This is a genomic window from Paenibacillus tritici (assembly GCF_018207515.1).
Lineage (GTDB): Bacteria > Bacillota > Bacilli > Paenibacillales > Paenibacillaceae > Paenibacillus_AQ > Paenibacillus_AQ tritici.
This window is the reverse complement of record NZ_CP073365.1, coordinates 2924597-2940044: the sequence shown is the minus strand read 5'-3', so window position 1 is coordinate 2940044 and position 15448 is coordinate 2924597. Positions and strand designations below refer to the sequence as shown.

8 protein-coding genes are annotated in these 15448 nt (G+C 53.1%); 3 read left to right on the top strand and 5 right to left on the bottom strand.

Features of this window, described 5'->3' with window-relative positions; genetic code table 11:
• The first annotated feature begins 136 nt into the window (after positions 1 to 136).
• From KDC22_RS12210 to KDC22_RS12200, 3 genes are all read left to right on the top strand, one after another.
• Complete coding sequence (locus KDC22_RS12210; protein ID WP_211723211.1) at positions 137 to 5323, top strand: S-layer homology domain-containing protein; 5187 nt, start codon at positions 137 to 139, stop codon at positions 5321 to 5323.
• A gap of 346 nt (positions 5324 to 5669) precedes the next feature.
• Positions 5670 to 6605, top strand: coding sequence for an AraC family transcriptional regulator (locus KDC22_RS12205; RefSeq protein WP_211723210.1), 936 nt, complete (start codon positions 5670 to 5672; stop codon positions 6603 to 6605).
• Between the two features lie 111 nt (positions 6606 to 6716).
• Positions 6717 to 7772, top strand: coding sequence for an aldo/keto reductase (locus KDC22_RS12200; RefSeq protein ID WP_211723209.1), 1056 nt, complete (start codon positions 6717 to 6719; stop codon positions 7770 to 7772).
• A gap of 335 nt (positions 7773 to 8107) precedes the next feature.
• Here the strand turns inward: KDC22_RS12200 and KDC22_RS12195 are convergent, their stop codons facing one another.
• From KDC22_RS12195 to KDC22_RS12175, 5 genes are all read right to left on the bottom strand, one after another.
• Complete coding sequence (locus KDC22_RS12195; RefSeq protein WP_042135931.1) at positions 8108 to 8305, bottom strand: hypothetical protein; 198 nt, start codon at positions 8303 to 8305, stop codon at positions 8108 to 8110.
• Between the two features lie 18 nt (positions 8306 to 8323).
• Positions 8324 to 9502 carry a glycoside hydrolase family 27 protein gene (locus tag KDC22_RS12190; RefSeq protein WP_211723208.1) on the bottom strand — a complete coding sequence of 393 codons (1179 nt, stop codon included), beginning with the start codon at positions 9500 to 9502 and terminating at the stop codon, positions 8324 to 8326.
• Between the two features lie 731 nt (positions 9503 to 10233).
• Complete coding sequence (locus tag KDC22_RS12185; RefSeq protein WP_246553515.1) at positions 10234 to 11940, bottom strand: RICIN domain-containing protein; 1707 nt, start codon at positions 11938 to 11940, stop codon at positions 10234 to 10236.
• A gap of 127 nt (positions 11941 to 12067) precedes the next feature.
• Positions 12068 to 13702 (bottom strand): response regulator, encoded by a 1635-nt coding sequence (locus KDC22_RS12180; RefSeq protein WP_211723207.1) that lies wholly within the window; start codon positions 13700 to 13702, stop codon positions 12068 to 12070.
• A complete protein-coding gene (locus KDC22_RS12175) occupies positions 13680 to 15437 on the bottom strand; it encodes a sensor histidine kinase (protein WP_211723206.1) in 1758 nt (585 codons plus the stop codon). Before KDC22_RS12175 ends, KDC22_RS12180 begins: the two co-directional genes overlap by 23 nt.
• Positions 15438 to 15448: the final 11 nt, after the last annotated feature.

Below are 15448 nucleotides of genomic sequence, written 5' to 3'. Positions count from 1 at the left end.
GATTTTATAGTGCTGTCCATTCCCTTAACATTCTCGGTGAAGAGATACGGCAATGAACAGGGAGGTTGCGGTGCCTATGCGGAAATAGCCCGGAATGGACAGTGCGATTCATACTACAGATTGTTACTGCATCAGAATGACAAGAGGTATCCATAAAAACATAAGAGGTGAGATTCTATTGAGGCTGCATCTTAAACGTTCACTGATATCCATGCTGGTATTCCTGACTATTCTGCCCTCCACATTAGCAAGCGCTTCCACGGATCAGTTGTCTGATCCGCTGCCGGTCCCGGAGTCTGCTCCTGAACAAATACTGCTGGAGCAGCCGCACCAGGAACAGTTGCAACAAGATCAAGTGCAACAGAAGGAAGTTAACGCTGAGGCGGCTCCGCTGTACCAATGGAGCTTCCACCCCGGGCAGGTCGTGGACCGTGTCTCAGTGGTGAACAGCGTCTATCCTGCTGCCGGTGCGGAACGTGCCGAGCTTAAAGGGGTTGCGTCGATTGTATACGACGACCAGCGCGGAGAGGTCCTCTCCCTGCCTGGCGGCGGGAATGGCACCGGCTGGCTGAAGCTGCCGGATCAGCTCTACAGCGGAATCGAAGATGAGCTGTCCATCGCCTTTTGGGCAAATATCGACTCGTCCTCAGGCGCCTATTCGCGTCTGCTCTCCTCGACTATTGCCGGGAAGGGACTGACAAACGCGGGAGTCAGCGGATGGCAGGATTCCGAGTTCATTGTGATTGCCGGGGACGGTACGTTCAGCAACCGTATATATACCGGGACCAATCCAAATGCAGTTGCCAGCTACAAGGGTGATATCGTCTGGAACCGTAATCCCGCCAGAGGCAAGTGGCAGCAAGTCGTCATTACGATGACTAGCAGCGGGGCCTACGAAGTATACCTGGACGGTGTTCCCGTCGGCATCAAAGGTCTCGATCCGGGCAAAAGCTCATCCGGAGCAACCATGTCCTCTGTTCTGGAGCATTTCTTCTCGCGTGATTATCTGAACGCCTTGAAATTCAATGATTTCGGCAGATCGCTCTATACCTCGGATGGAGATATCAAGGGGAAATTCGACGATCTGCGGGTCTACAATGTCCAGTTAGATGCCAATCAGGTAAGCGCACTCTATGCGGCGACGAAGCATGAAGAGAACACTTCAGCCAAGCCGGCCAAAATCTCGGTCGATCTGGCAGACCGCTCGCTCGGACCTGTATTCCATGGCTCTTCCGGCGCACTGTATGCGATCAGCGAGCCGAATGTGCCGGATATCAATACACTGATTCCGATCAAGCCCTCGCATATCTCCCAAAAACCGCCGAATGGTATTCAGCATCCGACCGGCGACGCGCTCCGGGTGTCGGACTATTTCTTCGAGGCCGGCGGGGAAGCTGTAAATATAGTCATGCAGGATTATTATCAGCATTGGTACTATCCGTCCAGAACGGCTAATGAATATATTCAGGAAGCCGTCATTCCGATTACAACGGCCGTCAAAGCGTATAAAGAGCAATGGGAGGCCGCGAATCCGGGGCGGGATGCGGATGCCAGATTCATCTATATCCCGTTCAATGAGCCTGAGCAGAACAATACCCGTTATCCCCAGCTCCTGTCAGATAACCAGACGGGCAAGAATTCAAGAGCCGTATTCAACAGCGACTGGCTGGCGGTAACGAAGAAGATCAAAGAGATTGACCCCGGCGCAGTCATTTCGGGAGTGAATCTGACCCAATACGGAGCCAAGGTATTCGAGGATTTCATTCCCTACTGTGTAGAGAACGACTGTCTGCCGGACATTATCAGCTGGCATATGCTGTGGGACAAAGCCTTCAACCAGGCTCCCTCGAACGTAGCCACCTTCCGGACGGTGGAAGCGGGGTCTGTGCAGCGCTATAAAGAGCTGTACCCGGACCGGACGGTTCCCTTCCCGATCAAGGTAGACATCAATGAGTATGCCGCAACCTCAGAGATTGCCGTAGGCGGCTCGCTGATTCATTACATCGCACGTTATGATGAGTTGAAAATGAACAGCATGCTGCCATATTGGAATACGGCCAACTCCTACGGGTCCCTGCTCGCCGGGCAGAACGAGCCTAACGGCGCATGGTGGCTCTACAAATGGTATGCCGATATGATGGGCGGCGACATGGCCAAGATTGAGGTCATCAACACCAGACATGAGAATGACGCCTTCGGCCCCGGCTTGTACGGGCTAAGCTCCATTCAGGACAACAAAAAACAGGTCGGTATCGCGTTCGGAGGCACACAAGGAGACGGCCAGATCGTGTTCAACAACGTGACCGGCAACGGGAACAGCCCCTCCTTCCTCACAGACGCAGAAGCCGTGCATATCACCGTATGGCACGCTGGATATACAGGCTTGACCGGTTTTCTCGTAGAGCCTACCCAGATTCTGGACCGCGATTATCCCGTCAAGAACGGCTCGGTCACTCTGGATGTCAACCTGAACGATTACACCTCGGCGTATTATGCAGTCATTACTCCGGCGGTAGATCATGCCCCGAAGGAGACTTTCTATCAGCGCTTCGAGGCTGAGAATGCAGAGGTGCGGACCAATGTGACCCTGACGGATCACTATCCGCGCAAGAGCACCGGGCGCTCTGCCTCGAACGGCCAGTACGTCCAAGGCATCAAGGCTGCGGACAGCCTGGTGAAGTGGACCGAGGTTACAGTTCCGGCAGACGGGAGCTACCGTCTGGATCTGATTGGCGGCAGCGGCGCAACCTCCACCCTGCGCAATCAATCCAATACCGGAGATGCGAATCAGCGCATCAATTCCGAATGGTTCATCAAGATTGACGATCAGCCGGCAACGAAGGTGGTTCTGCGTGCGGATTACAACATGCAGCTGCTGGGAGGCAATACGATTTTTGCCGATCTGACGCAAGGGACGCATTCCATCAGCATCAGCAAATACAACCCGGATACGGGAGAAGCAGGCCAGGGCGAATCCACCCTTGATGCGATCGAACTAACGTATAGCGGCTTACCGGGCGCACACCCCAATTACCGTGTACAGGCGGAATTCGCCGACTACGACCCTGCGCTGGGGTTGTCTAGAGAGAGCAGCCTTGAAGGGTTCGAGGGCGCCGGATATGTGACCGGTTACGGCAGCAGCCAGGACGCCAATACCCGGTTTGTGGTAAGTGTGCTGCAAGACGGCATGTATGATCTGCAGATCCGCTATGCAGCATCGGGCGCAGGCAAAATGCAAATTCAACATGACCGCAAGCCGCTCGTGGATCTGCCTGTTACGGATACCGGCGGACAATGGAAGACCGCTACAGTACCAACCTTCTTACGCACAGGTATTAACCTGGTTGATGTGCGTTCCAGCGCTGCACTTAGCCTGGATTATATTAACGCAGCCTTCGTCAGCCAGACTTCTGTATATTCCGTTGAGGCAGAGGCAGCAACGGTCGTAGGTACTCCGGCCGGCTCCGAGCTGCCCTTGGTTCGGGAGGATGGCTTTGCCAAATACGCCTCAGGCGGCAAATATGTGAACGGCATTACCTCCTACGACGGAGCAGAGCGGTATCTGGAGCTGAAGGACATCACCGTGTCCAAAGCAGGCACTTACAAGCTGGTCGTCACCTACGCAAACGGTGAAAGCGCCGGGACGCACGCCTACAACAATGACGTTGTTGAACGGTATGCGCAAGTAAGCGTCAACGGCGGCGAGCCGCAGACCGTCTTTTTCAAGAATACTATCTCATGGCAGCAGTTCGCCACTCAGACCTTTGATGTTGAGCTGAAGGCCGGCACCAACAGCATCCGCTTCTCCAATAACAATACGTATGACGGCGGCTCCAATCCTTATGGAGGAACCGGCGCACAAGGCTTCACTCCTTACACAGCGGTCCCGTACCAATACGCACCTGCGTTCGACCGGTTCGATATTTATCCGCGGCATACGCTTGTGACTGACGGCGGCGGCGATCCTGGCGGCGGCAACAACGGCGGTGGCGATCCTGGCGGCGGCAACAACGGCGGCGGTGATCCTGGCGGCGGTAACAACGGCGGCGGCGATCCTGGCGGCGGCAACAACGGCGGCGGCGATCCTGGCGGCGGCAACAACGGCGGCGGTGATCCTGGCGGCGGCAATAGCGGCGGCGATCCTGGCGGCGGCAACAACGGCGGCGGTGATCCTGGCGGCGGCAATAGCGGCAACGGCGGTGGGACTACCGTAGGTTCGGTCACCCCGGTTCAGCCGGAAGCACCAAGCGGCAGCGGCCATGTGACCGTCGAAGCAGAGGTTACAGGAGCTACTGCAACAGCCACATTGGATGCCCAGAAGGTAAAAGCGGCGGAACAGATCACCGTCTCGTCTCCGCTCGGCACCTTCCACTTCCCTGTAAAAGCGGTTGATACCGCTGCTTGGGGACAGCAATTGGGAACCGAGGACTGGAAGCTTAAGGTCAGTATAACGGTCCTGCCGGAACAGCGGCAGCAAGAGATCCTTCAGGCTGTCCTGGCAGCCAAGGGCAAAGTAATCAGCCCTGCCATTGAATACAAGGTAACGGCTGAAGCCAATGGACGTACGGTGGAGATCCCGGGGTTCAAGGACAGCTATTCCCGGCACACCTTGCAGCTCGATGCTCCGGCGGACAGCCGTAATACCACCGTGGTGCGGATTGAGAAGGACGGAAGCTTCACCTTCGTTCCGGCTGTCATCAACGGCACCGGTGTAACCTTTTACAGTCCAAGCAACGGCACGTTTGCGGTAATTTCAAGCAACAAGACATTCGAGGATATCAAGGGGCACTGGGCACAGGCATCCGTCGAAAAGCTGGCCTCAAAGCTCATCCTCACCGGCTTAACGGACAGCAAGTTTGCACCGAACGCTACCACAACGCGTGCAGAATTCGCTGCGATGATGGTTCGTGCACTGGGCTACTCCTCCTCCGGTTCGGCAGACGTTTCGTTCAAGGATATCCCCTCCGGCGCGTGGTATACCGGAAGCGTCGGAACAGCCGCTGAGCTGGGTCTGGTGCGGGGCGGAACGGACAATAATTTCCGGCCGAACGACATCATTACCCGTCAGGAGATGACCGTTATTCTGGTTAAGGCGATGGCCCTTGCAGGCTCGCCGCTCCCAGCTTCAGAGCTTCAGCCGGCAGCCTTCAAGGATGCAGGCAAGATTGCGGGCTGGGCGCAGCAGGATGTAGCCAAGGCAGTTCAGGCTGGCCTGATCACCGGAACACCGGCCGGTCAATTCCAGCCCGGGCAATCCGCTACCCGTGCGGAAGCGGCAACCGTCATTCTCCGATTGCTGATGCAAGCCGAATTAATGAATTAAAAACATGCGGCATCATCCCCCCCCCTGCCGGGGCTGATCCACAGTTATAGCTCCGGCAAGTTGGGACAGACGATGTCCATGCCCAACATCCTATAGATTATAAAGAGCAGCGATTCTTCCGTTACCTGGAGAATCGCTGCTCTGCTGTTTCGGGTTAAATGCGGCTAGGTTTTTTGTGAAATACAATACTTGTTCTGGCATACGTTTTAAAGCAAGTTTTTCGACAACTAAAGTGATAAAATATTTGCAGCAAGCCGATTGTTTCTGTAGTGAAATTATACCTTATGCTGTGATTCTGAAAAATCAATAATGCAATTTTAGAAAATACTAATTTTGAGAGGATCTTATGTCATATAAATTAAAGACTTTGCAAAAAGAGCTTGCAGCGCTCGTAGATCGTTATACCGTCAGAGATGGGGATCTTTATACCGAAATCTCTAATCTTGTATTTTCCAGACATTCTATTCCTTATCGTTCCAACCGAATAGAGCCTCCTTACAAGATCGACAAGCCTTCGATTTATATTATTGTTCAAGGAGTAAAGGATGTCATATTTGGTGAAGAGCGTTTTAGGTATGGTCCTCCGAATTACCTTGTTGCCTCAATGGATTTACCGATAATCGCCGAGGTACTTGAAGCTTCCGCTGAATTCCCTAATTTGTCCTGTAAAATTGAATTTACACGTAGCAACATTTTAGAGCTGTTAAGCCATGACGCGCTAACGGTAAGTCACAGGGGGAAGTCAAGCCGCAGTTTGAACGTGGCAGAATTAGATGTATCTGTGCTGGATGCTGTCGTGAGACTGGTTGGTCTGCTGGATAAACCGGCGGACATCCCGGTGCTTGCCCCGTTGTTTACAAAAGAAATTCTATATAGAGTGCTGCACGGCGAGCACGGTAGCTCACTTAGACAAATTGTCACGGATGGTACTCCTGCTATTCATATACAAAACGCAATCCAACACCTTTTGAATCATTTTCAAGAGTCTTTTCAAGTTGAAGACCTGGCGGATATCGCCAAGATGAGTGTGCCGTCGTTTCACCGGCATTTTAAGCAAATTACCGCGATGAGTCCGATTCAGTTTCAGAAGCAGCTGAGGCTTCAAGAGGCCCGGCAGCTTTTAATCATGGAGGAGTCATTGAGTATCGCAGATACAGCATTCCAAGTTGGTTACGAAAGTCCAACGCAATTCATCCGTGAATATTCGCGGATGTTTGGCATTTCTCCAAAAAAAGATATGCGTCGCCTAAAAAAAGCGGATGAGCATGGATTAGATATATAAATTTCAAATATTGATAGGATTAGGCAGTTTTTTGATTTGATTGCGTTACCGGCTGCTATAGCAATGAATTTATAATTTGGATAGTAATTAAAACTATTCCCGGAGGTAATTATGCAAAATATTAAACTTGGTAAATCTGGTCTTGAGGTTTCACCCATCTGTATCGGTTGCATGGGCTTTGGAGACCCGTCAGTCGGCTACCCTTCCTGGTCAATCAGAGAGGAAGAGAGCCGCTCTGTAATTAAATATGCCGTTGAGGCCGGGATCAGCTTCTTTGATACTGCTAATATGTATTCTCAAGGGACAAGCGAGGAGATCATCGGCAGGGCGCTCAAGGATTTCACTACACGCGAAAATATCGTCATAGCTACAAAACTTGGTGCTCCCATGCGCTCTGGACCTAACTCGTTCGGTCTCTCGCGGAAATCAATTATGACTGAAATTGATTACAGCTTGCGTCGTCTTGGGACGGATTACATTGATCTTTACCAAATTCATCGCGCTGACCCCTTTACTCCATGGGAAGAGACTCTGGAAGCACTTCATGATCTAGTAAAGATGGGCAAAGTGCGCTATTTGGGAGCCTCAACGATGAGGACTTGGCAGTTCGCTAAAGCTCTTCACATTCAGAAAGCGAATGGTTGGACACGTTTTATATCTATACAACACAATTACAATTTGGTTGCCCGTGAGGAAGAAAACGAAATGATTCCACTCTGCGCCGACGAGGGTATTCAAACCCTTGTCTACAGCCCACTTGAGCGCGGGCTCCTGGCTCGCCCTTGGGGCGCAAACACGGTGCGCACTGAAGCCGAATCCGGGGCTGCCAAATTCTTCGAGGCAACTGCGGCAGCCGATCAGAATATTGTGGAAGCGGTCGGTAAAGTGGCAGAGGAACGTAGGGTCAGCCGTGCGGAAATCTCTCTTGCTTGGTTGTATCGTAATCCGGTTGTGGCTGCACCCATTGTGGGAGCGACCAAAACCAGCCACATTGATGCTGCAATTAAAGCGCTCGAAATCAAGTTGACAGACTCAGAAGTTGACCGGTTGGAGAAAGCTTACACCCCTCGTATTGATGTGAATGTTAAAAACTCCGATCCGGAAGCGATTGTCAAAATGGCAGCAACCGTCGGAAACAACATTGCGGTCCCTATTGCTTCTAAGTGATTTGAGAGGACAAATAAGATGCAGATTGGCACGCAGACACAAGCAGCTGCAGCTCGCGCTGTTGGTTCACCGGATGAGTTCTATTAAATAAAATAGGGTACGCCATACAAGAATCCGCTGAAGCTTGAGAAATCAAGCTTCTTTGTGGTGCACCACGCATGGCGCTTACCTAGGCGGTCAAAGACTGTTGTGGGGGCTGTTAAACCCGATATTCCTGCGGTCAGTCATTCTGATCTATATGCGAAAAAACCCCTACCAGCAAGCCCGCCGTCCGCAGCATCCTGTCCGCTGCTGTCTTCCGGCGCCTGCCAATAGGGGGAATGCCAGTAGTACGATTAACGGAAAAGCACACATTTCCCCGACTCCCTGAAGTACTTGATCAGCCGCTCTATCGGCTCGCGCCCGCATTTGAGCTGCTCGCCAAGACAGTCAATACACAGGAAATCCTGGGCATTGCGCGTGACCAGCTTCAGGTAAATCGCCACATCATCCGTCATCAGAGGAACACCGCATTGTCTGCATGTTCTATTCATGTTCACGCTCTCTCTTCTCTACACCAGTTTAGCCCGCACAATCAGACAATCATGGGCTGCAACGATAGGAGCGTATCTTTCTCTGAATACGCCAAGCTCTTTATGCTCCCAGCAGTCGTAAAGGGACAGCGATTTGCCGGAGGCATACGGGAGTCCGAAATCCCAGAATTGCAGCGACATTTCTCTTTGTCCATCGCTCAGGTTGAAGAAGCCGATCGCCAGGTCTCCGTCTGACAATACTTTGACCAGCATGAACACATCGTCTGCATGGAACCACTGGGGTTCCGGCTTGATGCGGTAAGCCCCGCGGCTCTCCACATCCTGATTGATCGCAATCAGATCCGGGTTCAGCAGAATATTCTTGGTCGCCTCATTGGCCTTGCGGATATCGCTGCCGATCATCAGTGGAGAACCCAGCAGGCTCCACAGTGAGAAGTGGGTCTTGTACTCGACATCCGTGCAGCCGCCTATCTGACTGCCGATGAAGTCGCTGTTGCTGCCTCCGTACATGCCGACAACCAGCATATCCAGATCGTTATGGCAGTAGGCTCCGGTGTAGGCGGCTTTATCCAGCTGCGACAGAGCCAGGGTCTTGATGGATTCCCAGCTGTCCTGGATATCTCCGGTAGAGCGGTACATATGCGCGCCGGATTCACGAATCCACTGATAGACGTTGTCCTCGCCCCAGTTACACGCGGAGAACAGAATGTCTCTGCCGCAGTTCTTCAGTGCGAGACTCATGCGCTTGTACAGCAGCTCTCCCGACATATGTCTGGGCTTGAAGCAATAGTCATACTTAAGAAAATCCACACCCCACTCCGCCAGGGATTCCGCATCCTGGAATTCATGCTCGAAGCTTCCCGGGTACCCGGCGCAGGTATGTGTGCCTACACAAGAGTACATGCCGAACTTCAGTCCCTTGGAGTGAATATAATCTGCAAGCGCCTTCATTCCGCTCGGGAATTTGACCGGATCAGCGACCAGCTTGCCGTCCTTGTCCCGTTCTTTCAGGCTCCAGCAATCGTCAATGACAATGTAATCATATCCCGCAGCCTTGTAGCCGTCTGCCACCATGGTGTCGGCGGCTTCCCGGATCAACTGCTCGTTAATATCCCAGGTGAAGGTGTTCCATGAGTTCCAGCCCATCGGAGGCGTTAAGCCGAGCTGTTGTTGTTTGTCCACCAGTTGTTTGTCCATGATCAGTATTCATCCTTTCGCATCACTCCAAATGTAGGTTCCAGAGCAAATGCTGTATTATTTATGTATTTAAACACATATAATCCTTGTAATCTATAGCTTCACGTTGCTTTCATATCGACGTATGTTGCTTTGCGTGGACCTCAACGAATGGCAGAACAGGCAGACCGGGGAATGAGCCGCTTGATATGAGTCTGTGGCAGTACCCGGTAAGGTATGTTCTTCTAAGTAGCAGGGGGGCGATAAGTGCTTCTGATTCGTGACAAAACATGGGACGTAAGTGGAAATTGTACAACTAATTATATGAAGTAACTCTACATCCCTTTAGCAAGTGGAAAAACAGCACTTAATAACCCTATTTATCCAAAAAATAAGGATATTCGCTTATTTAGTTGTACTTTTTCCACCTACTGATCTTAGATTGAATAATTCGAGAATATTAAGTGTCCTTTTTCCACTTCTTTCACAGGGAGGGTGCTCCCCATTAGAGCCGAACCCCGAACTATTCTACTGCGGCATCCGCCTAATCTCTTTACATCTCTTCGCACTACATCTCTTCGCATGACATCCCTTCGCATCACATCTATTCGCATTACATCCTTTCGCACACATTGCTCCCACGCCCGCCCTCTTCCCCCCGCACCACCGCAAAAAACTCCCGTCCCCCTGCGGAGTCCGGTACGATCCCGGACCCCGCAGGAGAAGGAAGCTCTGCGTTTTGCGCTTACCCTTTAATTCACCTGAACCAGCTTCCATTGCTGGTGCAGATCGCCGCGGTACAGGTTCTGCTGCAGCTTCGCACCGTCAGCTGTGGAGGCTCCTGTGACTTCAACAGCTCTGTTGCTGTTCACGTTCAGAATGCTCCAGTACCCGTTACTCAGCTTAATCAGTCTGAACTGCTGGGCCGTGTTGTTCAAATCCTGCATAAGCTGGATGGCTTCGCCGTTATTCTTCGTTCCGTTTCGCACATCCATTACTTTGTTGTCCGAAGAGTTCACACTGCGCAGCCGGTACACGTTATTGTACGTACCCATATCGGTAGCTGTCCATTGCTGGGCAGCCGCAGTGTTCTCCGGCCATTGCTGAAGCTGAAGGGAGTTCGTATTCTGCCCGTTCGGAACGTCAATGGCTTTGCCTGACGCCCGGTTGATCAGCTTATACTTCGCATTGTTGGTTACCCCGTTCCATACGCCGTTCCAGGGATTGAACTGCGCCCGCTCATAATACCATTCGAAGATAAACCGCGCCATTCCGTCCCGGGTGGCATTGCCGTCATACATCAGTCCGCCGTCCGGGTCTGCGAAGGAGCTTTTGGGGCCGGGGTCCAGCAGGAAGCCGTTCATATGGACGGCAATGCTGACATTACCGGCTGCGGTGAAGATCGCTTTGGTGTTCTTGCCGAAGCCTGCGTTCGTACCGTTGAACAGATCCCAATAGTCGGAGTCTCCCGGCTGTCTCTTGAACCAGGTGGTCTCGGTAATATTGATCGGGTACTTATCGGCAGCTGGCTTGATGCTGCTATCCCAGATCTGCTGAAGCGAATTGAAATTGTCATACGCGCCGTAGCCCGGATACCAGTGTACGGCATAGCCGTAGTTGTTCAGAGGGTCCGTAAGCGGATTCGATGCGGTCAGCTGATAATGCTGGTCCCATCCGAGTCCCGCAGCCCAGATCACATTATCCGCGCCCTTGCTGCGGATCGTGGAGATCATGGAGTTCTGGAAGTTCTTCAGTGAATTCCAGAAGGCCGCGAAGTTAGGCTGGGAGGGATTTCCGCCCCATTGTCCGTTCACATCGCTCAGCACTGGCTCGTTAACCAGCTCGAACATGACATTATCCGCGCTTTTGAGGGCCGGCTGGGAGGCCAGGTAACCCCAGATCTGATTGAACTTGTCCAGATTGGCCTGGGTGGTCGCCTTGTTATCCAGCAGGGTGAAATCAAGCCCCAGCGTGACATACAGCCCTTTCGTCTTGGCATATTGGACATAAGGGATAATCACATTCTGGGTGGCAGCCTGAAGACCTGCGAAGTTATAGGTCCCTGCCGCCACATCCCCCATATCCTCCCGGTCGATGAACAAGCGGACCTGGTTCGAGTACCAGCCATGGCTGTTGCCGTATTTGCCAGAGGTGCTGGTGAAGGTGTCCGTAATTTCCTTAAGGTACTCCAGGGTGGCCGCATGGCGGTTCCCTGCGTTGCGGTTCAGATAATAATTGCTGTTCTGATACGTCCAGTAGGCTCCTGTAGGCTGATGCCAGCCGCTGAGGAGTACAGGCTGTCCGCTGCCGTTCACCAGCTGGTTGCCGCTGACATGGAGCTTGGACACGGGAGTTCCCTCCCAGGCACTTGCGGTACCGCCGCCGGTCTGCATAGGAACCAGCAGCAACGCCATCATAACCAGCAGCTTGATGGACCAGTTCAACTTCCTTTTTCTCACAGATACCCATCTCCTTCTTGTTTCAGGAATCGGCTTATGCCGTACTAATGAAAGCGAATACAATTGAATTGTACTCTCCAGGAAGATGGGGGGAAACCTGTCTGATTATAGTTAATAGACTGACAGATTATAGATTTACAGGCAGAGACTCCCTGAATTCCTGGGGAGTCATCCCCGTCATTTTTTTGAAGAACCGGGTGAAGGAATGGGGGGCCTCATAGCCGACATACAGCGCCACATCGCGTATTTTGAGCGCCTCGTTCCCCAGCAGCTCCTTCGCCTTCACCGCCCGGCAATGGTCAATGTACTCCGACAGATTGATGCCCTGCTCCTGCTTGAAGAACCGGGACAGATACGACGGGTTGAAATAGTGCAGCTCCGCCAGCCGCACCAGGGACAGGTCCTCGCCCAGATGGCTATGGATATACTCGCAGATCCGTTCAATCACCTCTGAGGAGCGTTCCTTCTCGGCCGTGCTTCTAAGCTCAAAGAGATCGGAGGCCAGCTTCTCCAGATAATGGAAGCCCTCCTTCAGGGACGAATGCTCATCAAGCCTCATCAGCTTGCCATATTCATGGACAAGGCTATAGTGCTCCGAACGGTTCAAATGGGACAGCAGGACAACAGCAACGGTATAATACAGCTCCGCAGCTTCTTCTACAGAGACGCTGGAATGGATGCCTTCCGTGATCTCTTCAAGTGTCTCTGCGAACCGCTCCCGCCGGCCGGCATCCAGATGTGCCGCAAGATTCTCCACCCGCTGCTGGAGCCGGACTCCCGCCTCCCTGATTCCGTCCGGCTCCGGCGGGCCGCTCCGGTCAATCTGCACCATGGAGATGCCGTCGCCGATCTTCACCTGCTGCAGCCGGTGGAGCCGTTCGTAATGACGGCTGATCTCCGTCCAGGCGCAGGCCGAGCCGCTGACCGTAAAAGCAACAGGCAGGCCAAGTGTCTGCCGGAAGGAATCCTGGATCAGCTCCAGCGTCCCTTCCAGATACCGCGACAGATGCCCGCCAAATACGGCCTCGGCATGATGCAGAGGCTGGAGCAGCCACAAGAGATCCCCGTGTCTGTCCACCAGCCAGGTATGCCGGGTCATCTCCGCCAGATGGGAATTCCAGATCAGCCGGGAAGAGGTCAGAATCTCGCTCCGGTCCATGTAGGAGGTGCCCTCCGGGTACGTGAGCCGCCCAAGAATCAGCATCACCGGGGACCCCGGCTCCAGGCTGATGCCCAGCTTGCGGAAATCCGTGCTTAACGTCTGCACCTCCGCACACAAGACTTGGCTGTCCTGAAGCAGATGACGGAGATAATCGCCCTGCGCCGCTATTTCCATCGAATCACGCTGCTCCCTGGACTGCTCCAGAAGCTCGCTCAGCTGGTTGCCCTGCTCAATCTCCAGCAGCACCTCCTGCACCGTCTCAATAATCTTGTCGAAGCCTTCCGTCTTCAGCAGGTAACGGGCACCGGGAATTTGCAGCGCCCTGTAGGCATAGTCGAACTCGCTGTAGCCGGTCAGGAATACAATCCTCGACCGCGGCCAGAATTCACGGATTTGCTCAGACATTTCGAGTCCGCTCATCCCGGGCATCCGAATATCTGTCAGCACAATATCGATCCGGGTGCGGGAGAGCCACTCCAGTGCCGCTTTGGCTGAATAGACCTTGTAGACATCGAGCTTATCGGGAATAAGCTGATTGAAGGCCTCGTATAAGCCGTCCGTGATAATCTCTTCATCGTCAACGATCAAAAGTCTGTACAAGCCCTTCACCTCCTGTCAGTCTGATTCGGATCTCGACCCTGAGGCCGTTCAGCGTGCTTCTATGCAGGAACAAGCCGCTGCCTTCCCCGTAGATGAGCTGGATGCGCCGGTGAATATTGCCCATGCCGGTGATTTCTTGCGTTCCGTCATTCTGATTCAACCGCTGCCGTAAGGCTTCGATGGCCTCATCCGTCAGTCCGCTTCCGTTGTCCTCGACAATAATCCGGATCTCTTCCTCCCCCTGCTCAAAAGCAACCCGCAGCTCCCCCTCCTCCGCCTGCTTCTCCAGACAATGCTCATAGGCATTCTCGATAATGGGCTGAAGAATCAGGCGCGGAACCCGCAGCTCCTCCATGGCTTCCGGCAGCTCGTCGAACCGGACCTGAATGCGTCTGGAGAACCGCATCTTCTGGATCTCGGTATACATCCGGGAATGCCTTGTCTCCTCCGCGAGCCGGACATTATCCTCCCCGTTACGGGTGATGAATCTGAAATACTCACCCAGCATACCGGAGAAGTCCTCGATCCGGGCACTGTCCCCCTGCTTGGCCAGCGAGCTGAGAATGAAGAAGCTGTTGTACAGAAAATGCGGGTTGATCTGCGACTGAAGCTGCTTCAGCTCCGCCCGCTGCATCATCAGCTTCTGGGTGTAATCCTGATCAATCAGCATCCGCAGCCTGCTGAGCATCTGGTTGAAGCGCAGATACAGATACCCGAATTCATCCTTGCGGGCATGGTCAATCTGAATGTCAAGCGAGCCGCTCTCCATCCGCTTGAAGCTGCGGATCAGTACAAGCAGCGGCTTCTGTACGAACTTATAGGTGGCATAGGAATAGATCAGCACCGCCAGGAAGGACGCCGCCGCGAACAGCCAGGCCCAGACCACGAATTTGGTCAGCGGCCGCTTGACCGCCTGCTCCGGCAAATAGGTGGCTACAGCCATCCCCAGCTTGTCGGAGGTGAAGCTGTCGATATGATACCGTGTTCCGTTCAGCTCCCAGTTGTACAGGTTCCCTTCATCAATGGCCTGGTGATAGCTCTCAATCAGCTCCGGGGAGCTGTTCTCGGTTCCGAGCGCATAATCCGTCTGCCTCGAGACCAGCAGAGAGCCGCTCTCTTCATAAGTGTTAATGGCGCGCAGCGAATCCTTCAGCTTCATATTGTCCAGCTCAATCTGCACGATGAACAGCGGCGGCTCGCCCATTCTGCCGCTGGACTGGGTCACGCTCAGCTCCAGGGCGTTGTTCCAGTTGATCAGCCGGCCTTCTTTTCTCAGATCAACGGACCGGAAGAAATTGAACTTGCCGCTGTCCAGCTCATCAATGCCGTTCATCGCGGACAGCGTTTTGTTGATCGTACGGATATGAACGAACACATCCCCGATGTAGGCGCTGCTGTTCTTCAGGGAGGTGAGCCGCTGCGTAACGTAGTTCAGGCTTTCTCTTTTCTCCACATCGTCCATGTAGCTCCAGGTTACGGCAATCTTGTTGAGTTCGGTATCCTGGGCAAGATCATACTGCTGGATCTCCATCCATTCCACCTCGCGGTTCAGGTCCTCCAGGTAATAGGTCAATTGCGACAGCGTGGCTCTGGACAGATCCTGGCTTGCATTGCGGTAACTCCAGTTGTACAGATAGAGGCCAAGCAGCAGAATCGGCAGAATAATAGCGAGATAAGTAACGACCATCCGGATAAAAATAGTGTGGCGCATGGACACCGCAGGAAATTTAAGCAAGTGTACCGCCT